The 19,124-nt window shown below is 69.5% G+C and carries 19 protein-coding genes; 9 read left to right on the forward strand and 10 right to left on the reverse strand.

Annotated elements, in window-relative coordinates:
- Positions 1 to 8 precede the first annotated feature (8 nt).
- From rsgA to AC0662_RS37580, 3 genes are all read right to left on the reverse strand, one after another.
- Positions 9 to 980, reverse strand: coding sequence for a ribosome small subunit-dependent GTPase A (rsgA, locus tag AC0662_RS37570; RefSeq protein WP_478306634.1), 972 nt, complete (start codon positions 978 to 980; stop codon positions 9 to 11).
- Positions 980 to 2,251, reverse strand: coding sequence for a 3-phosphoshikimate 1-carboxyvinyltransferase (aroA, locus tag AC0662_RS37575; protein ID WP_478306636.1), 1,272 nt, complete (start codon positions 2,249 to 2,251; stop codon positions 980 to 982). Before aroA ends, rsgA begins: the two co-directional genes overlap by 1 nt.
- Before the next feature lie 89 nt (positions 2,252 to 2,340).
- Positions 2,341 to 2,913, reverse strand: a complete 573-nt coding sequence (locus tag AC0662_RS37580; RefSeq protein ID WP_452202091.1) for a DoxX family protein — start codon at positions 2,911 to 2,913, stop codon at positions 2,341 to 2,343.
- 53 nt (positions 2,914 to 2,966) lie between these two features.
- On the opposite strand from AC0662_RS37580, the gene AC0662_RS37585 reads away from it, so the two are divergent.
- Entirely contained in the window at positions 2,967 to 4,205 is a 1,239-nt protein-coding gene (locus AC0662_RS37585) for an RNA-guided endonuclease InsQ/TnpB family protein (protein ID WP_478306638.1), read from the forward strand.
- Between the two features lie 100 nt (positions 4,206 to 4,305).
- Here AC0662_RS37585 and AC0662_RS37590 read toward each other — a convergent pair whose 3' ends face one another.
- Complete coding sequence (locus AC0662_RS37590) at positions 4,306 to 5,037, reverse strand: DsbA family oxidoreductase (protein ID WP_478306640.1); 732 nt, start codon at positions 5,035 to 5,037, stop codon at positions 4,306 to 4,308.
- 97 nt (positions 5,038 to 5,134) lie between these two features.
- On the opposite strand from AC0662_RS37590, the gene AC0662_RS37595 reads away from it, so the two are divergent.
- The 3 genes from AC0662_RS37595 (at position 5,135) to AC0662_RS37605 (ending at position 8,115) form a co-directional block, all read left to right on the forward strand.
- Positions 5,135 to 5,950, forward strand: a complete 816-nt coding sequence (locus AC0662_RS37595) for an aminoglycoside phosphotransferase family protein (RefSeq protein ID WP_478306642.1) — start codon at positions 5,135 to 5,137, stop codon at positions 5,948 to 5,950.
- A gap of 206 nt (positions 5,951 to 6,156) precedes the next feature.
- Positions 6,157 to 6,825: a DUF4097 family beta strand repeat-containing protein gene (locus AC0662_RS37600; RefSeq protein WP_478306644.1), complete on the forward strand. Its 669-nt coding sequence runs from the start codon at positions 6,157 to 6,159 to the stop codon at positions 6,823 to 6,825.
- A gap of 57 nt (positions 6,826 to 6,882) precedes the next feature.
- The gene (locus tag AC0662_RS37605; RefSeq protein ID WP_478306646.1) at positions 6,883 to 8,115 is read left to right on the forward strand and encodes a serine hydrolase domain-containing protein; all 1,233 of its coding nucleotides are present in this window, start codon (positions 6,883 to 6,885) and stop codon (positions 8,113 to 8,115) included.
- Here AC0662_RS37605 and AC0662_RS37610 read toward each other — a convergent pair.
- The 4 genes from AC0662_RS37610 to AC0662_RS37625 form a co-directional block, all read right to left on the reverse strand.
- Positions 8,112 to 9,341, reverse strand: coding sequence for an ArgE/DapE family deacylase (locus AC0662_RS37610; protein ID WP_478306648.1), 1,230 nt, complete (start codon positions 9,339 to 9,341; stop codon positions 8,112 to 8,114). The genes AC0662_RS37605 and AC0662_RS37610 overlap by 4 nt on opposite strands.
- A gap of 296 nt (positions 9,342 to 9,637) precedes the next feature.
- A complete protein-coding gene (locus AC0662_RS37615; RefSeq protein ID WP_478306650.1) occupies positions 9,638 to 10,516 on the reverse strand; it encodes a phosphotransferase family protein in 879 nt (292 codons plus the stop codon).
- Positions 10,513 to 11,796, reverse strand: coding sequence for an aspartate--tRNA(Asn) ligase (aspS, locus tag AC0662_RS37620; RefSeq protein ID WP_452202107.1), 1,284 nt, complete (start codon positions 11,794 to 11,796; stop codon positions 10,513 to 10,515). The genes AC0662_RS37615 and aspS overlap by 4 nt, the downstream gene beginning before the upstream one ends.
- A 248-nt stretch (positions 11,797 to 12,044) precedes the next feature.
- Complete coding sequence (locus AC0662_RS37625; protein ID WP_478306652.1) at positions 12,045 to 14,357, reverse strand: sigma-70 family RNA polymerase sigma factor; 2,313 nt, start codon at positions 14,355 to 14,357, stop codon at positions 12,045 to 12,047.
- A 274-nt stretch (positions 14,358 to 14,631) separates the two neighbouring features.
- Here AC0662_RS37625 and AC0662_RS37630 point away from each other — a divergent pair, with 274 nt between their 5' ends.
- Positions 14,632 to 15,462 carry a hypothetical protein gene (locus tag AC0662_RS37630; protein WP_452202111.1) on the forward strand — a complete coding sequence of 277 codons (831 nt, stop codon included), beginning with the start codon at positions 14,632 to 14,634 and terminating at the stop codon, positions 15,460 to 15,462.
- Between the two features lie 115 nt (positions 15,463 to 15,577).
- Here the strand turns inward: AC0662_RS37630 and AC0662_RS37635 are convergent, their stop codons facing one another.
- Both AC0662_RS37635 and AC0662_RS37640 read right to left on the reverse strand, forming a co-directional pair.
- Complete coding sequence (locus AC0662_RS37635) at positions 15,578 to 16,054, reverse strand: universal stress protein (protein ID WP_478306654.1); 477 nt, start codon at positions 16,052 to 16,054, stop codon at positions 15,578 to 15,580.
- Between the two features lie 4 nt (positions 16,055 to 16,058).
- Positions 16,059 to 16,511 (reverse strand): MarR family winged helix-turn-helix transcriptional regulator, encoded by a 453-nt coding sequence (locus tag AC0662_RS37640; RefSeq protein ID WP_452202115.1) that lies wholly within the window; start codon positions 16,509 to 16,511, stop codon positions 16,059 to 16,061.
- An 82-nt stretch (positions 16,512 to 16,593) separates the two neighbouring features.
- On the opposite strand from AC0662_RS37640, the gene AC0662_RS37645 reads away from it, so the two are divergent.
- The 4 genes from AC0662_RS37645 (at position 16,594) to rsrA (ending at position 19,124) form a co-directional block, all read left to right on the forward strand.
- Entirely contained in the window at positions 16,594 to 17,379 is a 786-nt protein-coding gene (locus AC0662_RS37645) for an SOS response-associated peptidase (protein ID WP_478306656.1), read from the forward strand.
- Positions 17,380 to 17,441: 62 nt separating this feature from the next.
- Complete coding sequence (locus AC0662_RS37650; RefSeq protein WP_452199925.1) at positions 17,442 to 18,083, forward strand: alpha/beta hydrolase family protein; 642 nt, start codon at positions 17,442 to 17,444, stop codon at positions 18,081 to 18,083.
- Positions 18,084 to 18,198: 115 nt separating this feature from the next.
- A complete protein-coding gene (locus AC0662_RS37655; RefSeq protein WP_478306658.1) occupies positions 18,199 to 18,849 on the forward strand; it encodes a sigma-70 family RNA polymerase sigma factor in 651 nt (216 codons plus the stop codon).
- Positions 18,846 to 19,124 carry a mycothiol system anti-sigma-R factor gene (rsrA, locus tag AC0662_RS37660; protein ID WP_355476190.1) on the forward strand — a complete coding sequence of 93 codons (279 nt, stop codon included), beginning with the start codon at positions 18,846 to 18,848 and terminating at the stop codon, positions 19,122 to 19,124. The genes AC0662_RS37655 and rsrA overlap by 4 nt, the downstream gene beginning before the upstream one ends.

The following is a 19,124-nucleotide window of genomic DNA, read 5'->3' on the forward strand; positions in this document are numbered from 1 at the left end:
GACGCGACCTAAGTGCTGGCTCGGCTGGCGAGCAGCCGGCGGAAGGACGCGACCCGGTCGGCGTCCGCGCGGTCCTCGGCGACGGCCTCGTCCAGCGCGCAGTCCGGCGCGTCGGCGGCATGGGTGCAGCCCCGCGGGCAGTTCTCCGCGATGTCGGCCAGGTCGGGGAAGGCGTGGATGAGCTTGTCGGGATCGACGTGCGCCAGGCCGAACGAGCGGATGCCTGGCGTGTCGATCAACCAGCCGCCGTCCGGAAGCCGCAGTACGACGGTGTTCGTCGACGTGTGCCGCCCGCGACCGGTGACCTCGTTCACAATGCCGGTCGCACGGTGGGCGCCGGGGATGATCCCGTTCACCAGCGTGGACTTGCCGACACCCGAGTGGCCGACGAGGACGCTGGTCCGGTCGTGCAGCTGCTCGCGGAGCTCGGTGAGGTCGCCGCCTTGCTGTGTCGCGACCGACTCGACGCCGAGCGGGCGGTAGATCGAGAGCAGCGGGTCCGGGTCGGCGAGGTCGGTTTTCGTGAGGCAGAGCAGCGGTCGCATGCCGGCGTCGAACGCCGCGACCAGGGAGCGGTCGATCAGGCCGGTGCGGGGCTCCGGGTTCGCGACCGCGACGACGATCACCAGTTGGTCCGCGTTCGCCACCAGCGGGCGCTCGATCGGGTCGTCGTCATCGGCCGAGCGGAGCAGCAGCGTCGTCCGGGGGACGACCTCGACGATGCGGGCCAGCGTGCCCTCGTCGCCGCTCGCGTCGCCGTCGAGTTTGACCCGGTCGCCGACGATCACGCCCTTCCGGCCGAGCTGGCGGGCCTTCATCGCGGTCACCACCCGATCCTCGACCCAGCAGGTGTAGCGGCCGCGGTCGCGGGTGACGACGAAGCCTTCGGTGGCGTCGTCGTACGAGGGACGGTCCTTGGTCCGCGGCCGGGTGCGGCGCTTGGGCCGGTCGAACTTGGCCTCCTCGTCGTACCGCGACATCAGCCGGCGAGCTCCGACCAGAGTTCGGGGAATTCTGGGAGTGTCTTGGCCGTGGTCGCGATGTTCTCGATCGCGAGGTCGTCGACGAGCAGGCCGAGCACCGCGGCGGCGTGCGCCATCCGGTGGTCGCCGTACGTGTGGAAAAGCCCGCCGTGCAAGGGCTTCGGGCGGATCGCGAGCCCGTCGTCCAGCTGCGTCACATCGCCGCCGAGCGCATTGAACTCGGTCTCCAGCGCCGCCAGCCGATCCGTTTCGTGGAAACGCAGGTGCGCGATCCCGCGCAGGTACGACGGTCCGTCGGCGAAGGCCGCGACGGCGGCGATCACCGGCGACAGCTCACCCACCTCGCTGAGGTCGAGGTCGCAGCCCTGCACCCGGCCGGTCCCGCGGACGGTGAGTCCTTCGGAGGTCAGCGTCACCTCGGCGCCGAAGCGGGTGAAGATCTCGGGCAGCTGACCGCCCGGCTGGGTGGTCTCTGACGGCCAGCCGGTCACGGTGACGGAGCCGCCGGTGATGACGGCCGCCGCCAGGAACGGGGCGGCGTTCGACAGGTCCGGCTCGATCGCGGTGTCCAGCGCCCGAATGGGGCCGGGAGCAACGACCCAGCGGTTCGGTTCCGCGTCGTCGACCTGGACGCCGCGCTCGCGCAGCATCGCGACCGACATGTCCAGGTGCGGCTGCGAGGGCACCGGCTTCCCGTCGTGCCGGATGTCGACGCCCTCGTCGTACCGGGCGCCGGCGAGCAGCAGCGCGGACACGAACTGGCTCGACCCGGAGGCGTCCAGCGTCACCTTGCCGCCGCGCACCGCACCAGTCCCGGAGACCGTGTACGGCATCCGCCCGGTGCCGCCGTCGTCGATCTGTACGCCGAGCGCTCGCAGCGCGCCCAGGATGACGCCCATCGGACGCTCCCGCGCGTACGGGTCGCCGTCGAACGCGACCACGCCGTCGGCGAGCGCGGCGACGGGCGGGACGAACCGCATCACGGTGCCGGCCAGACCACAGTCGACGTCGGCCGGGCCCTTGAGCGAGCCGGGGGTGACCGTGACCGTCGTACCGCTGTCGGCGATGCCCACGCCGAGCGAGACCAGGGCGGAACGCATCAGCGCGGTGTCGCGGGCGGCGAGCAGACCGGTGAGCTGCGAGGGACCGTCGGAGAGCGCGGCGAGGATGAGGGCGCGGTTGCTGATCGACTTCGAGCCGGGCACCGTGACTGTCCCGGACACCGCTCCTTCGGCCCGCGGCGCCGGCCAGCCCTGATCCTCGCTCATACCACTCCCTAGACTCGTCATCTCGGCTCTGAGCCTAGGGCATGACGGCCTGGTGGAGCTCCCAGCCGTCCGTGGAACGAAGCGTCAGTTCAGGACAGTTCGGCCTTGGCGAGCCGGGCGGCGTGCTTCGCCTCGCGGGTCAGCTGCTTGGCCTCGCGCTTGGCGGCCTTCGTGCCGCGCTTGGCCTCGCGCTTCGCGGCCTTGGCGCCGTGGGAGGCGCGCCAGGCGACGCCCGGCTTGCCCTCGGTGTCGACCGCGGCGAGCAGCAGACCGCCGAGGATGCCCAGGTTCTTCATGAACTGGATCCGCTGCTGGTTCCGGACCGTCTTGTCCTTCTCCTGCCAGAACGAGTGGCCCGCGAGCGTCGTCGGTACCAGCGATGCCGCCAGCAGACCCGCACCGAGACGGCGGCCCTTGCCGGTCGCCAGCGCGATCCCGCCGACCACCTGGGCCGCGCCGTTCAGCCGGACGAGGTTGGCCGTGGTGTCCGGGATCCGCTCGCCGACCTGCGCCGGAGCGACCTTCTTCACGACCGGGACGAGACGGTCGGTGACCGGCTGCGCCTTCGGGACCAGCGGCTCCGGGTTACGGATCTGGTTCGCGCCCTGCACGACGAAAATGACGGACAGCAACGGCCTGGCCAGTGCGCGCACGACAGTCATCGCATCCTCCGAAGGATCGTCGATCGAGTGAGGGGAGTCCGAAGCGCTCTGGAATGCTCCGGAAACTGTCGGTGGTGCATGGCAGGTTTCCTTTCGTGTCCAGGTACCGTCTCGCACCCAACGTAGAGCAGGAAGCTGCGCTCTCCGGGTTGTGCGGGCATGCGCGGTTCATGTGGAACCTCGCACTGGAGCAGTGGTTGATGTGGCGACCCGGCCGCCGTTCCTCCGCACCTGGGTACGGCGCTCAGTCGGCCCAGCTGACCGAGGCTCGTGCGGACAACGCGTGGTTGCGGGCCGGCTCGCAGACCGTGCAGCAGCAGGCGCTGCGTGATTTCCACCAGGCCGTGACCAACTTCTACAACGGCACCCACGGGCGTCCGACCTGGCGGAAAGCCCGGGCGCGCGAGGGGTTCCGAATTGTCGGTCCGCAGGCGCGGCGGGTGGAACGGCTGTCCCGGAAATGGGGCCGAGTGCTCGTCCCGAAGGTCGGATGGGTCCGGTTTCGGCTGTCGCGGACACTGCCCGATGCGAGGTCGTACCGGATCACCCGTGACCGGGCTGGTCGGTGGCACCTTGCGTTCGCCGTCGTCCCAGGCCCCATACCTGCGCCGGGGAACGGAGAAGTTGTCGGAGTCGATCGGGGAGTGGCCGTATCGGCGGCCCTCTCGACCGGCGAACTGCTGACCGTGCCGAGTCTGCGGCGCGGCGAACGGACGCGGTTGCTGCGGCTGCAGCGCCGGCTCGCACGCGCTGATCGTCGGTCGAAGCGGCGCATGAGGCTTCGTGCCGCGATCGCGAGGACGAAGGCGCGGGAGGTGGACAGGCGTCGGAACTGGGTAGAGCAGGTCTCTACCGATCTGGCGCGCAGATTCGACGTGATCGGGGTCGAGCACCTCCGCATCACCCAGATGGTCCGATCCGCGCGCGGGACCGTCGAGAAGCCCGGCCGGAATGTGCGGCAGAAAGCCGGCCTGAACCGGGGCATCCTGGCCAACGCCTGGGGCAGCCTGGTCACCCGTTTGGAGCAGAAGGCGCCCGGCCGGGTCGAGAAGGTCAACCCCGCCCGTACCAGTCAGACCTGTTCGCGCTGCGGCATCGTCGATCGGGAGGCGCGCGAGAGCCAAGCCGTCTTCCGCTGCCGATCCTGCGCCTATACGACGAACGCTGACGTGAACGCAGCCATCAACATCGCAGCACGCTCTATCGCGGCCGGACGGGCCGTGACCGCACGCAGAGACCTCGGCACAGGCCGGTCCGCGAAGCGTGAACCGCAACTTGCTGCCTCCGTGTAGCTCAGTTGGAGCCCGGCACCGAAAGGACCGGGAGGACGTCAAGCCTCCTTCATACACCACGTTCAGTACGACTCCCGGTACCCACGGCTGACACTCATGATCAGATCGGGCAGCCGTCCCGTCCGCAGGCCGCGTCACCGTCCGTGGTCGCGCGTGGTGCGGTGATCAGCGTCACCGGCTTGCGGTCCGCGTTCGCCCGGCGCAGCGCCTCCTGGAAGACCTCCACGGGCTGTGCGCCACTGACGCCGTACTTCTCGTCGATGACGAAGAACGGTACGCCGTTCGCGCCGTACGCCAGTGCCTGCGCCTGGTCCGCGGCGACCTCCTCGGCGTACTTCGCTCCGCTCAGGACCGCACGCACTCGATCAGCGGGCAGACCGACCTCGGTGGCCAGATCGATCAGCGTGGCGTGGTCACCGACCGGGAGGCCGTCGGTGAAGTACGCCTTGAGCAGCCGCTCCTTGAGGCGGCCCTGCGTATCCGCCGGCACCTGCCCGGTGTCGCCGAGCTCGCGGGCCAGGTGCAGCAGCCGGTGTGCGTCGACAGTGTTCACGGCCTTCGCCTGGTCCAGGTGGTACTCCAGGCCGACCTCGGCCGCCACCTCGGTCACCTGGGCGTTTGCTTGCAGACCCCACTCGCGGTCGCGACCGAACTTCTCGCCCAGCCGGGTGGCCAGGTCCCGCGGGTCGTCGTTCGTCGACGACGGGTCGAGCTGGAAGCTGTGCCAGACGATGTTTGCGGTATCACCACTGGCCGCCAGGGCCTCTTCGAGCCGACGCTTCCCGATGTAGCACCACGGGCAGACGACGTCGGACCACACATCAATGCGCATACCCGTCGGCAACTGCCCGCTCAGTGGACCTATTCCCAACCAGAGCCTGCTGTGACGCGTCTGACGCTCCGTGGACGAAGACCTCGTGCGGACCCTCATGACAGAGCAGTTCCCCGACCTCGCCGAACTGGAGCTGAAGGAGGTCATCGGCGGCTGGGGCAACCAGATGTGGCGGCTCGGCAACGACCTGGCGGTCCGAGTGCCCCGCTTCGACCAGAGCACCGAGTTGCTCGAGCGCGAACATCGCTGGGTCCCTGAGCTCGCCGGCCGGCTTCCGCTCCCGGTTCCGGTCCCGCAGCGCCGCGGCGTACCGTCGGACCACTTCCCGAAGACGTGGCTGGTCACCACCTGGGTCCACGGCGAGCCCGCCGACCGGATGCCGATCAGCACGACGCAGTCCGCCGACCTGCTCGCCGACTTCCTCCTGGCGCTGCACACCGAGGCTCCGGCCGACGCTCCGGTGAGTCAGCGCGGCACGCTGCCGCAGGACCTGGGATTCCCCGACGTACACGAGCACGTCGACCGGATCGACGAGTTCCGTGCGATCTGGGAGGACGCCGTCGCCGCGCCGCCGTGGGAGGGGCCGCCTGTCTGGCTGCACGGCGACCTGCACCCCGCCAACGTGGTCGTTGCCAACGGCACGCTGGCCGGCGTCATCGACCTCGAGGAGGTGTCCGCCGGCGATCCGGCGAACGATCTGGCCGCCGCCTGGATCCTGCTGCCGGACGGCGCCGCGGACCGGTTCTTCGAGCGCTACCCGACGGACGAGGCGACGGTACGGCGAGCGCGCGGGTGGGCCGTGCAGCGGGCCCTGTTCCTGATCGCGATGGGGATCAACGGCGACCTGGGCCGACCAGGTGGGAAGCCGGCCTGGGGTCCGGCCGGTCAAGCGGCCCTAGCACGGCTGCTGTAATTTCCTGACAGATTTCGTGAGGGTCATTTACAATCAGCCGCAAAAATCTGGGGGAGTCAGGGTGGCGGGCGCGGAAGGCCTGTCCGCGGCCATGTCAGAGGTCGTGTCAGAGGTCGTGTCAGCGCGACGGCGGCTCGGTGTCAGGGCGCTCCTGGATCGTCATCGGTGTCAGCAACACACCGAACCATCATCAGAAGGGCGCCACCATGACGAAGTACACCACCCCCGAGCCGATCTCCGCCGTGCTGGACATCCCCGCCGGCCGCATCGAGTTCGTCGCCGCCGACCGGAGCGACACCACCGTCGAGGTGCTGCCGGCCGACCCCACGAAGAGCCGTGACGTCAAAGTCGCCGAGACCGCTGAGGTCGGGTACGCCGACGGTGTGCTGCGGATCGTCGTCCCGGCGAAGAACCAGTACTTCGGGCCGAGCGGCTCCGTCGCGGTGACGGTCCAGCTGCCGAAGGGCTCCGAGGTCACGGTGAAGTCCGCCAGCTCCGAGCTCAAGGCCGTCGGGCAGTACGGCGCCTTCGCCGTCGAGAGCGCTCACGGGACGATCGACCTCGACGAGGTCGGCACCGCCCGGATCACCACCTCGGCCGGCGACGTGCACGTCGCCAAGCTGAACGGCCCGGCGCAGATCCGCACCAGCAAGGGCGACATCCGGATCGCCGAGGCCGTGCAGGGTGAGGTCACGCTGCGCACCGACGCCGGCGACGTGGAGATCGGCGCCGCCACCGGTTCGTCGGCCTCCCTGAACGCCGGCACCGCCACCGGCCGGATCAGCAACTCGCTGAAGAACAGCGAGGGCGCGGCCGCCCAGCTCGCCATCCACGCGACCACCGCCGTCGGCGACATCATCGCCCGCAGCCTCTGACGCTGCACCGAATCTGCATCGCCCCTGAACAGCATTAACAGAAGGAGAACCATCACCATGGCAACCACACCTTCCGGTTTCACCGAGTCCGGGCTGCGCCGGCTGCACGACGTACTGGCCCGGTCGGTCGACTCCGGCAAGATTCCCGGCGTCGTCGCGCTGGTCAGCCGGGGCGATGGTGAGGCGCACGTCGAGACCCACGGGACCCTGCGCCACGACGGCGGCGCGCCGATGCAGCGCGACACCATCTTCCGGATGGCGTCGACGTCGAAGCCGGTCTCTGTGTCGGCGGCGATGGTGCTGCTCGACGAGTGCAAGCTGCGGCTCGACGACACCGTCGAGCAGTGGCTGCCCGAGCTCGCCGACCGGCAGGTGCTGAAGCGGATCGACAGCGCGGTCGACGACACCGTGCCGGCCCGCCGCCCGATCACCGTCCGGGACGTGCTGACCTCGACGTTCGGCCTCGGCATGGACATGACGATGATCGGTACGCCGATCATGGGCGCGCTGTTCGAGCAGGGCATCACGCCGAATCTGCCGGTGCCGATGCCCGAGCAGGACGAGTGGATGCGCCGCCTCGGCACGCTGCCGCTGATGTACCAGCCGGGCGAGCGCTGGCAGTACCAGATCAGCAGCGACCTGCTCGGCGTGCTCGTCTCCCGGGTCAGCGGCCAGTCGTTCGACGCGTTCCTGCGCGAGCGGATCTTCGAGCCGCTGGGCATGAAGGACACCGGGTTCTCGGTGCCCGCCGACCAGATCCACCGGCTGCCTCCGCTGTACGCGCCGGACCCGGCGACCGGTGAGTTCCAGGTCTGGGACGAGGCCGAGGGCGGCCGGCACAGCACCCCGCCGGCGTTCCAGGGCGGTGGCGGTGGCCTGAACTCCACCGCCGACGACTACCACGCCTACTTCCGGATGCTGCTGAACAACGGCGTCCACGAAGGCCAGCGGATCCTGTCCCGGCCGGCGGTCGAGCTGATGACCAGCAACAGCCTCACGCCCGAGCAGCTGGCGGCCCGCGAGACGCTGGCCCGCGACAACGTGCACATCTCGTTCGGCCAGGGTCAGCAGGGCGGCTGGGGCTTCGGTATGGCGGTCCGCACGTACCGCGGCGACTACGCGCCGATCGGTCAGTTCGGCTGGGACGGTGGCTCGGGTACGTCGACGTACGCCGACCCGGTCAACAAGATCACGGGCGTCCTGCTCACCCAGGTCGGCGCGACCGTGCCGTCCGCGATCCACCTGATGAACGACTTCTGGACCACGCTCTACCAGGCGCTGGAGGACTAACCGCAACGCCTGAGGGCCAGCAGGGCGTAAGCACGTGCCGCCGCGAGGACGTCGTCGAGTACGACGTGCTCGTCGGCGGCATGTGCGTATCGGACGTCACCCGGTCCGTACTGCACGGTCGGGATGTTCGCGGCGGCGTACTGGCGCAGATCCGACCCGTACGGTGCGCCCTTGACCGCAGGCGTGGTACCACTGGCGTCGGTCGCCGCCCGCAGGACGTCGGCGAGCAACGGGTCGCCCTCGGGGAGCAGACCGGACGCGAACTCGCCGCCGGGCCAGGTCACCACGACCGGGTGCTCGCGGAGCCAGTCGTCCTTGGCGGAGGCGGCGGCGATGGCCATCTCGAATGCGGCTCGTGCTTCCGCGAGCGGTTCGCCGAGGCGTACGCCGTACCTGCCCTCGGCGATCAGATGGTCGGGGACGGTGCTGGCCCAGTCGCCGGCCGCGATCGTGCCGACGGAGAGCGGGTTGGCGAGGTCGAGGTGGGCGAGGAGCGGGTGCGGGTCGCGGTTGCGGTCCGCCTCGAGTTGTTGGAGCGCGGTCTGGATGACGGTGAACTTCTCGATCGCGCTCACGCCACGGCTGCGCGTCGAGCCGTGCGTCGCGAGACCGGGCACCTCCAACCGGAAGGTCAGCGAGCCGGCGTTCGCCGGGATCACGGTTCCGGCGGTCGGCTCCGCGATCAGGCACGCCTCGCCGCGATGGCCGCGCCGCAGGGTCGCGAACGTCCCCAGGCCGCCGTCCTCCTCGCCGATCACCGTGTGCACCGCGAGCGGCTTACGCAACGGGACGCCGGCGGCAACGATCGCCGCGACCGCGCCGAGAACGGCCGCGACGCCGCCCTTCATGTCGCAGGTCCCACGGCCCCACATCACGCCGTCCACGATCCGCGCGGCGAACGCGTCACCCGGCACCACATCCACGTGCCCGTTGAGGATCAGCCCCGGTGTCGCCGTACCGCCGAGGACGCCGACACAACCCCAGGCCGCGGCGCGCTCGACCTCCTGTCCGGGGAACTCCGGGTCCGCGGTCAACGCCGGCAGGTCGAGCTCCCAGTGATCCACCGCCAGCCCGAGCGCCTCCAGCCGTGCCGCACACCACGCCTGTACGTCGCTCTCCGCCGCGGTCCCGTCGATGCTCGGGATCTGCACCAGGTCCCGCAGGTCGGCCACGATCCGGTCGTCGTCGACGGCGGCCAGAACGGACTGCTCGATCTCGTTGGTCACGGCTCAGGATTATCACCGATCGGACGACAAGGTCTGGCCGTTCGGACGACAGACGGACACCAGGTGGTGCTGACAACCTTCCGGAGGACGGCCCGACCAGCGCCACTGGGGTACGCCACCAACGACCAGGTGACCTGGAGCTCACGCCCCGCGGCCGAGGCTAGTGGTTGCCGTCAGCACCGACAACGTCGCGAATGCCTCCGCGGCCACCGATCCCGTGCCAGTCACCGTGAGCTGAGACCGGAAGTGGCGACTGCGGACAGGCTATTACCTGTCTCCGGTCACCGTTTCCTGTGTCAGGTCCCGGTCCGTGGTGTGCAGCTGAGCAGCTCGAGTAGGCGTCGGGCGCCAAGGTTTACCCGGCCGAGCGAGTACGTCGAGCGTTGGTGGGCGAACTCCGCGCAGCTTGCGTACGACGCCGCCGCGCACACCGCGACCGCGGCCGGACCGCAGGTTCGGAGTGCGGCCTCCACCAACAGTTCGTCGACGCCGGCCGCAGCGCCGTCGCGGGCCGCTGACATCGCCAGCGTGACCAGGTCGTACGCGCGGGACCCAGACCCGGCCGCCTCGATGTCGACGATCCCGGCGATCCGCCCGTCGTCGACGAGCAGGTTGCCGACATTCAGGTCGCCGTGCACCAGATCGTTTTCCGGCAGTCGCTCGCCACGATGCGGTTCGCACAGGACCTCGAACTGCCGCATCAACTCTGCGGCCTCACCGCCGTACGAAAGCACTCGGGCCCAGACGCCGTCCCAGTCCTCGAAGACGACGCCGCTCGACCACCCCGACCAGCTCACGCCGTCTTCGGGGACGAGATCCCGCTGCAGCTCGCAGATTCCGATCAGCTCTCGGGCGAGTGACACGTCGACAACGGATGGCGCACCGGTCACGAATTCCTGGAGTTCGTACGGCGCCCCGGAGGCCGTCGTACCGACCGCAAGCCACGCAGGTGTCGGGTAGCCGACGGCTCGCGCGCGGCGGACGAGGTCGGCCGCTCGCCGGACGCGCGGCGCCCACCCGGGGTCCTCGCTCCACTTGAGGATCACCCGGGTGGTGCCGTCGGTCAGTTCGTACGCCGTCGACTGCAGACCACCGGTCAGCTGCCGGACGAGCCGATAGTTGGTGCCTAGGGCAACGTTCAGCTCGGCGACGACCGACGCGGTGGTCTCGGTCACGGCGTCAGGCGGTGCAGGTCGCGGGGGAACAACGTGACCTCGCGGATGTTCTCCGCACCGGTCAGCCGGCCGACGAACCGCTCCAGGCCGATCGCGAACCCGCCGTGCGGCGGCATCCCGTGCTTGAACGCCTGCAGGTACGAGCTGTACGCCGGTGCGTCCGGAGACTCGCCCCGAGCCTCGAGGGCCGCGACGTAGTCGGAGTACCGGTGCAAGCGTTGCCCGCCCGTGACCAGCTCCATGCCGCGGAACAGCAGGTCGAACGAGTTCGACCAGCGCGGGTCCGACGGCTGCGGATGCGTGTAGAACGGCCGCTTCACCATCGGGTAGCCCTCGACCGCGACGAAGTCGCTTCCGTGCTCGCGCAGCGCCCACTCACCGATCGCACGCTCGTCCGCGGGCGCCAGGTCCGGCTCGTCCGGGTCCGCGCCGGCGATCTTCAACGCCTCGGTGAAGTGCAGCACGGGCACGTCGACCGGAATCGAAGGCAACTCCAGGCCGAGCCGCTCCAACGCACTGCCGGCCCGCGAACCGACGGCCGACAACATGCCCGCGACAGCGGTCCGCAGCATCGCCAGTACGTCGCGATGGTCCGTGATGAACCCGAACTCGGCGTCCAGCGACACGTACTCGGCCAGGTGCCGGACCGTGTCGTGCGGCTCGGCACGGAACACCGGACCGACCTCGAAGACCCGCTCGAACACCCCGACCATCTGCTGCTTGTAGAACTGCGGCGACTGCGCCAGGTACGCCGGTCCGCCGAAGTAGTCCAGTGCGAACACGTTGGCGCCGGACTCGGTCGCCGTACCGACGATCTTCGGGGTCTGGATCTCCGTGAAACCCTGACCGCTCAACGCCTCCCGGAACCCGTACATGGCGGCCGACGCGATCTCCCAGCCGGCCCGCACCACCGGATGCCGCAGCGCGACAGGAGCGTTGTCCAGTACGACGGGCAGTCCGGCGCCGACCGTGGGACGCCACAGTTCGATCGGCGGCGTGGCGGCCGGTTCGGTCAGCGGCGTGATCACCGGGTCGACGATCTCGGCGCCGCCGGGGGCCTGTGCGTTCGCGGCGACCGTACCGGTCACCTCGACGACAGTCTCCTCGCTCAGCTCGTCCAGCTGCTCCTGCGATCCCTTGACGACGATCTGCGCCAGGCCGGACCGGTCGCGCAGGATCAGGAAACTGACGGCGGCGAGCCGTCGTCTTCGGTGCACCCAGCCGGCCACCGTGACGGACTGGCCTACTGCTGAGGGGATCTCATGACTGAGAATGCGCATTGCTGTTTCACCTCCAGGTCTGTCTCGAACCCCGGAGGTGTGGGCGAAGGGGAATCTCGCGGTGCCACCACACCTTCACCGGATCGGACCGATCCGGCCTCTTGCACAACAGTCGCTCGGGAGTGTCTTCGCCACCGCTCCACGTATCGCCTTCACAGCTACCGGCGACTCTCTCGAACGTGGCGTACGGCGCTACTCGGTTCCGTCAGCGCGAACAACACCAGGATAGGGGACCCGGCAACCCGATTTCACCGCCGCGTCGTCGACGGTGGAATCTGCACGCCGTCGGTGTCCTGGCGACCACCGACCCGGGCGTACACGGAGATGGCGTTGTTCGACCCGTTGCCGGGCAGCCACGCGATCCACTCGGAGTTGAACGGCTTCTTGTAGTTGTTCGTCCAGCAGGTCGCGCTCCGGATGTCACTGGCCCGCTCGCAGGTCCACCCGAAGCCGATCGACGGCTGCAGCGCGAGGTTGCGGCCCCACGAGATCTCCAGGGTCACCTTGCGGCCCTGCGCCCCGTTGACCTTCAGGAACCGGTTGTAGACGAACGGGTTCGGGTCGTCGTGCGGTGACGGCGTCAGGATCTGCAGCAGCGACTCGTCGTCCTGCACCGGCGCGAGCACCTCGGAATCGGTGTCACTGACCAGGTCGGCCGTCGCCGCCACCGTGAACGTCCGAGCAGCCACCGACGAATCGTCCGGTACGTCGAAGTCGGCCGGCAACTGCGCCGGCTTGTCAGGGTTCGCCGCGGTACATGTCGCGGTCTTGCGGGAGCACGTCCAGCCGGCCGGCTTGGCCGCGATCGGCCACTCCAGCGCCGAACCGTAGCTGAGCTTGAGCGTCACCTTGGACCGACCGGTGCGCGGGGCAACGGTGATGATCCGGTGGTGGACGTCCGGGTCCGCCTTGCCGTCGAGGATCTTCAGCAGGTTCTCGTCGGTGCTCCGCGCGGGGTCCAGGGTGCGCGAGGCGTAGTCGTACAGCCGGCCGGTTTTGGCGTCGACCATGAAGGTGCGGTCGTTGGCCGAGCCTCCGTTCGGCGCGTCGAAGGTGACCGCGATCGGCTCGGGCTTCGTCTGCGAGGCCGCCGTACAGGTCGCGGTCGACTCGCTGCAGGACCAGCCCGGCGGGTTGCTGGTGATCGGCCAGGTCAGCTCGGCGCCGTACTTGAAGGTGATCTGCACCGGGTTCGTGTTGCCGGCCGGGGGCTTGATCGTGATCACGAACCGGACCCCCGCCGCTGACTCCGACCGGGTCTGGACGGTGCCGCCTTCGAAGGCCGGGGCGCCGCCACCGCCCGGCGGGAGGCTGATCGTCACCATGCCGGGGTAGCGGACCGGCGTGGTCGGCGTCGGCTTCGACGGGGTCGGCTTGCTCGGCGGCGGTGTGGTCGGGACCGGCGTGGTCGTGGTCGCAGTCGGCGTCGGCGTCGCGCTCGGCTGCGTCGGCGCGGTGGTCGGCGCAGTCGTGGGCGCGGTCGTCGGCGGCTTCGTCGGCTGGGACGCCGGTGGCTTGACCGGAGGCTTCGCCGTCGGCGGTTTGGCGGGCGGCTGCGTCGGCTTCTGAGCCGGCGGCTGGGTCGGCTGCTGCGTGGGCGGCTTGTCGATCGCCGCCGGGGGAGTGTCGTTGCCGGTCAGCGCCATCGCAGCGAGCGTGGCGGCGATGGCGACGACCACCACGGCACCACCGGCGACGGCGGTCCGGGTGCCGTTCTCGGTGACCTTCTTCCAGCCGGTGACGAAGAAGCCGACCAGGCCGATCTTCGCGCCCGAGGCAGCGGCCAGGTAGCCGAGTCCCGCCGTACCCAGGAGGGCCGGGGCGAGCAGTGCCGGCAGTGCGCTGTTGACCTCGACGAGCTCCAGGTAGACCGCGGTGCACTTCACGCAGTCGTCCATGTGCTCGCGGACGTTCCGGTTCTCCCGCTTGGTCAGGCCGCCGCGGACGTACGCGCCGAGGCGCTCGGTCGTCCAGCGGCAGCGGTCCCCGCCGACGTCGGCCAGGTGCTGCTGCAGGTACGCCTGCCGCAGTCCCTCGCGGGCGCGGTACGCGAGCGCGGACACGCCGTTCGCCGTCAGGCCCAGCAAGGGAGCGATCGCGGCCGGCTTCTCACCCTCGACCTCGGTGTGCCAGAGCACCGCCTGCCACCGCTCGGGCAGGCTCGCGAACGCCTTCGCCGCCGCACCGCTCTCGAAGCCGGTGACCGTCGGGTCGTCGAAACCCTCCGGCTCCCGTTCGTACGCCGCGATGTCGTCGGTGGACTGCACCTTCTTCCCGGCGCGGATCCGGTCGACGTGCACCCGCCGTACCGTCGTCAGGAGATAGGCGCGGAAGGAGATGTCGGGACCGCCGCCGGCTCGCAGCGCGTCCAGGACCTTCGCGAACGCGTCACTGGCGAGGTCGTCGGCGTCGTTGGCCGGGACCAGTTGCCGGGCCATCCGCTCGGCGGCGTGATGGTGCCGCGCATAGAGCTCGCCGTACGCCTCCAGGTCGCCGTTGCGGACCCGGGCGATCAGTTCGGCGTCGCTCGGTCCGTCCGGCAGGCCTTCCGGCGTCTCCATCCATCTCCCCCGTGGGCTGAGTGACAACTCTCTGTTCGGCAAAGTGACGGTCCGTCACTTAGTTGCCGAGGACAAGGCTCCCAGATGTGACGGCCGAGCGCATCTTTCCTGACGCGGAACTGTGCCGCTTTCCTGACGAGAACACCAGCCCAGAAGTTACGCGAAAAAAAGTTCTCGGAATCTGCGTCATGAACCGTCACGGGCTCTGTCTCATCGGCGTACGACGCTTCCGGCCGTCCGGTCGGGAGACTGACGGGGCTATTCGAGGAGGGCCATGTCGCTGTTCGCGGACATCCGCAGACGGTTCGACCTGCGTCCGGCCAAGTCCCTGAACCTGGCGGGGTCGCCCGCCCGGACCCGGCCGGAAGCGTCGTCCCAGTCCGCCCAGGACCCTATCGAGCAACCGCGCGGCCGGAGGGAGCCGCACGGCACAGCTGGCACCGACCACAGCGCCTACCTCGCGATCGCCGAGGCGCTGCGGGACGGAGCCGATGTCGTGCCTGCATCGGACGAAGTCGGACGTCGCCTGGCGACGGACGGCGTCTCGCTGGTGGAGGCACTTGATGGGCTGAGTGCGTTGTACCGCTCGATCGCCGGGGGCGAGCCGGCTTTCGATGCGGTACGCGCACTCAGTTCCAGCTGGGCCGAGGCCTCGCTCGTCTACCTGCACTCGCTGTCCTGCGAGGACCCGCTGACCGGGCTGTCCAGCCTGGCGCACCTGCGGTCCCGGCTCGGCGAGCTCTACCGAGAGGCGGAATTCCGTGGAACTTCCGTACCGCAAACCCACGCACTGGTGGTTGTCGAACCGCTCAATCCCGCGGGCACGTCGCCGTTCGAGCGCGAACTCCGCCTCGTCGACGTCGCGGAATGCCTGCGGATCGTCTTCTGCGGCGGTGACGTACTGGGCCGCGTCGGCTCACACCGCGCGGCGGCGCTCGTCGGCCGCGAGCCGAACCTGCCGGAGCAGGTCGCGACGGTACGAGCCCTGATCACGCAGTGGCGGGTGGACACCGAAGTACCCCAGCTGGCCCGGATCTGGATCGAAGGCCTGCCCGGCAGTGACGCGATGGCAGGCCGGTTGCTCGATGAGCTGACCAGACCCTGAGACCTGCGTCCGGACGCCTACAGGGGGGCGGCCGGGCGCATCAGTCCGGCGGCGGATCGCCTAACACGGGGTGGGCGATCCGCCGCCGCTTTGATGTCTGCTGTTCTTCGAGGTTTCAGGGCACGACCACGACGACGGGCGCGTCCTTGCGGCAGGTCAGGCGGTGGCCGAGCGAACCGGTGAGTCGGTGCCAGCGCTTCGAGGAGCGGCCGACCACGACGAGATGCGCGTCGACCGAGCGGGCGATGTCGGTGAGGGCGCAGATCGCGTCGCCGTACTCCCCGACGAAGCTGACCGGTACGCCGACCTCGGCGGCCCGGCGTACCGCTTCGGCCTCGATCTCCTCGGCGTACTCCTGGCGCGCACTGTGCGCGGCGGCGTACCCGTACGGGACGCCGAGTGCTGCGGGCTCGGCGTACGGCATCACGTGGACCACGACGAGCTGTCCGTTGGTGCGCAGCGCTTCGCCGGCGGCCCAGGCGAACGCGTCCCAGCTCGTGTCCGATCCGTCGATCCCGACGACGATGGCCGGCGTACCGACCGCGCGCGCCGCCGAGATCCGGGCCCGTCGTTCTTCGGCGTCGTAGTTCATCTGGTCACCTCTTCGGCGCGGGAGTGCGCTCGTCCTGGCTCTCGCCCGCGAGCTCCATCAGACGCAGCAGGGCCGGCAGCGCCGCATCGAGCGCGTCGGCATCCTGGTCGTCGAGTTTGTCGATGAGTTCGGTGAGCGTCGAGGCGCCCGCGTTGCGGATCTCGCGCAGCTGCCGGCTCCCGGCGTCAGTGACCGCGACCAGCACCACTCGAGCATCGGCGGGGTCGCGTCGGCGTTCTGCGAGACCGAGGTCCGCGAGTTGCTTGACCAGCGCCGTCATCGACGGCTGGGTGATCTCCTCGCTGACAGCCAGATCCGTCAGGCGGCGGGGCCCGGTCCGCTCCAAGGTGGACAGCACAGAGGTCGCGGTCAGGCTCAGCGTCCTTGGCCGCTTGCGGATCGCCACTGCGGCCAGGCCGAAGAGGGCTTCGCCGACAGCGGTGCTGCGGGGGGTCATGGCGTAAGTATAGCTCTGTCTATATAGATCTGGTTATGGAAGTCGGGCACGGCTTGTCGGTGCTGGTGTCTAGGCTGGCGTCATGTGCGGTAGGTATGCCTCCAGCCGGGACCCGTCCGACCTCGTCGCGGAGTTCGAGATCGAGGCGGGCAACGTCCGTGAGTCGGTCGAGGAGCTCGGCGAGAACTACAACGTCGCGCCCACCAACCAGGTGGTCGCGGTGGTCGAGCGGAAGGACCGCGAGGTACCGGACGCGACGATCCGCAAGCTCACCACGGTCAAGTGGGGGCTGGTGCCGTCCTGGGCCAAGGACACCTCGATCGGGAACCGGCTGATCAACGCCCGGATGGAAACCGTCGCGGAGAAGCCCGCCTTCAAGAAGGCGTTCCAGACCCGGCGCTGCATCCTGCCCGCCGACGGGTACTACGAGTGGTACACCGCCGAGGAGAAGCTGAACGGCAAGCCGGTCAAGCAGCCGTACTTCATCCACCCGCCGGACGGCAGCGTCCTCGCGATGGCCGGGTTGTACGAGATCTGGCGGGACCGGAGCGTCCAGGACCCGGAGTCCGACGAGGCCTGGCTGTGGACCTGCACAGTCCTCACCACCTCGTCCACCGACGACCTCGGCCGGATCCACGACCGGATGCTGCTCCTCGTCGAGCGCGAGCGGTACGACGCCTGGCTCGACCCGCTGTCCTCGGACACCGACGACCTGCTCGACCTGCTGGTCCCGGCCGCACCGGGCCGCCTCGAGGCATACGCGGTGTCGAAGGCAGTCAGCTCGGTGAAGAACAACGGCCCGCACCTGGTAGACCCGCTCCCCCCGGACGGCGAAGACCCGATCGACACTCCGACCACCCTGTTCTGAACTCACGCTGTTCTGAACAGTTCTGGGTTTCGCACCCGTTCTTCACCGTTGGTGATGACAGGATGGGGCGGGTGACCGACGAACGGATTGTGGGGACGCCGCACGGGGAGGCCCGGATCGTGGCGCATCGGGCCCGCCGGCCGGTGGCGACGCTGGCTCTCGGTCATGGGGCCGGTGCCGGGATCGAGTCGGGTGACCTGGCCGCGCTGGCGGCGCGGTTGCCGAAGCAGGACATCAACGTGTTCCTGATCGAGCAGCCCTGGCGGCGCGCCGGCCGCAAGCTCGCGCCTGCGCCGAAGGTGCTCGACGAGGCCTGGATCTCGATCATCGGGCAGCTCCGGGTGCGTACGCCGCTGGTGATCGGTGGCCGCAGCGCCGGCGCCCGGGTGGCCTGCCGAACCGCGGGCGGCCTGGGAGCTTCCGGCGTACTGGCGATGGCTTTTCCGCTGCACGCTCCGGGGAAACCGGAGAAGTCGCGGGTCGACGAACTGCAGGCTGCGGGGCTGCCGACGCTAGTGGTGCAGGGGGAGCGGGACCCGTTCGGGACGCCCGAGGAGTTCCCGCCGCTCACCGAGATGGCGGTGGTGCCGGATGCCGACCATTCCTTCAAGGTTCCGAAGCGGGCCGAGCTCGATCAGCAGGAGACCTACGACCTGCTGATCGAAGCGGTGTTCGAATGGGTGATCCGCGAGGTGTCCGGATAACGACCGGCCGAACGGCGGGAATGCCCCCGCGACCGGGCGTGTTGTGACGAACATGATGGCGACGAGAGTGGCTCCGGAGCGGAGTACTGGGAAGTCACCGGTATTCTCGATCACGATGCCGACTCCCACCACGACCGAGACACCCGAGCAGCGCACCGCGCGGTTCGAGCGCGAAGCCCTGCCGTTCCTGGACCAGATGTACGCCGCGGCGATGCGGATGACCCGTAATCCGACGGACGCCGAAGACCTGGTGCAGGACACGTTCGCGAAGGCGTACAGCTCCTTCCACCAGTTCACGCCGGGCACCAACCTGAAGGCGTGGCTGTACCGGATCCTGACGAACACGTTCATCAACGGATACCGCAAGCGGCAGCGTCAGCCGACGCAGTCACCGACCGAGGAGATCGAGGACTGGCAGCTCACCGCCGCCGAGTCGCACACTCCCGGCGGGCTGAAGTCGGCCGAAGCGGTCGCGCTGGAGCACCTGCCCGACTCCGACATCAAGTCCGCCCTGCAGGCGATCCCGGAGGATTTCCGGCTGGCCGTGTACCTGGCTGATGTCGAGGGCTTCGCTTACAAGGAGATCGCCGAGATCATGGGCACTCCGGTCGGCACCGTCATGTCGCGGTTGCACCGCGGCCGGCGCCAGCTCCGGGACCTGCTCGGCGACTACGCCCGGGACCGTGGCCTGATCCCCGCCTCGGACGAGAGTACGGACGCGGCGACGTCGGACGCCGACGCGACCGCGCAGAAGGAGGAGTCGTGAGCTGCGGCGAGCCCCACGACGTCGACTGCGGAGAGATCCTGCAGCGGGTGTACGTCTTCATCGACAACGAACTCGAGGACGCCAGTTCCGACGAGATCCGGCAGCACCTCGAGGAGTGCGCCCCCTGCCTGGACGAATACGACCTGGAACGCTGCGTCAAAAAGCTGGTCCACCGCTCCTGTGGCTCCGACCACGCCCCCGACGCCCTCCGCCAGAAAATCCTCCTCCGCCTCACCCAAATCCAGGTAGAAACCACCATCACCACCACTGATTGA

It is taken from the genome of Kribbella sp. NPDC043289 (assembly GCF_056436705.1).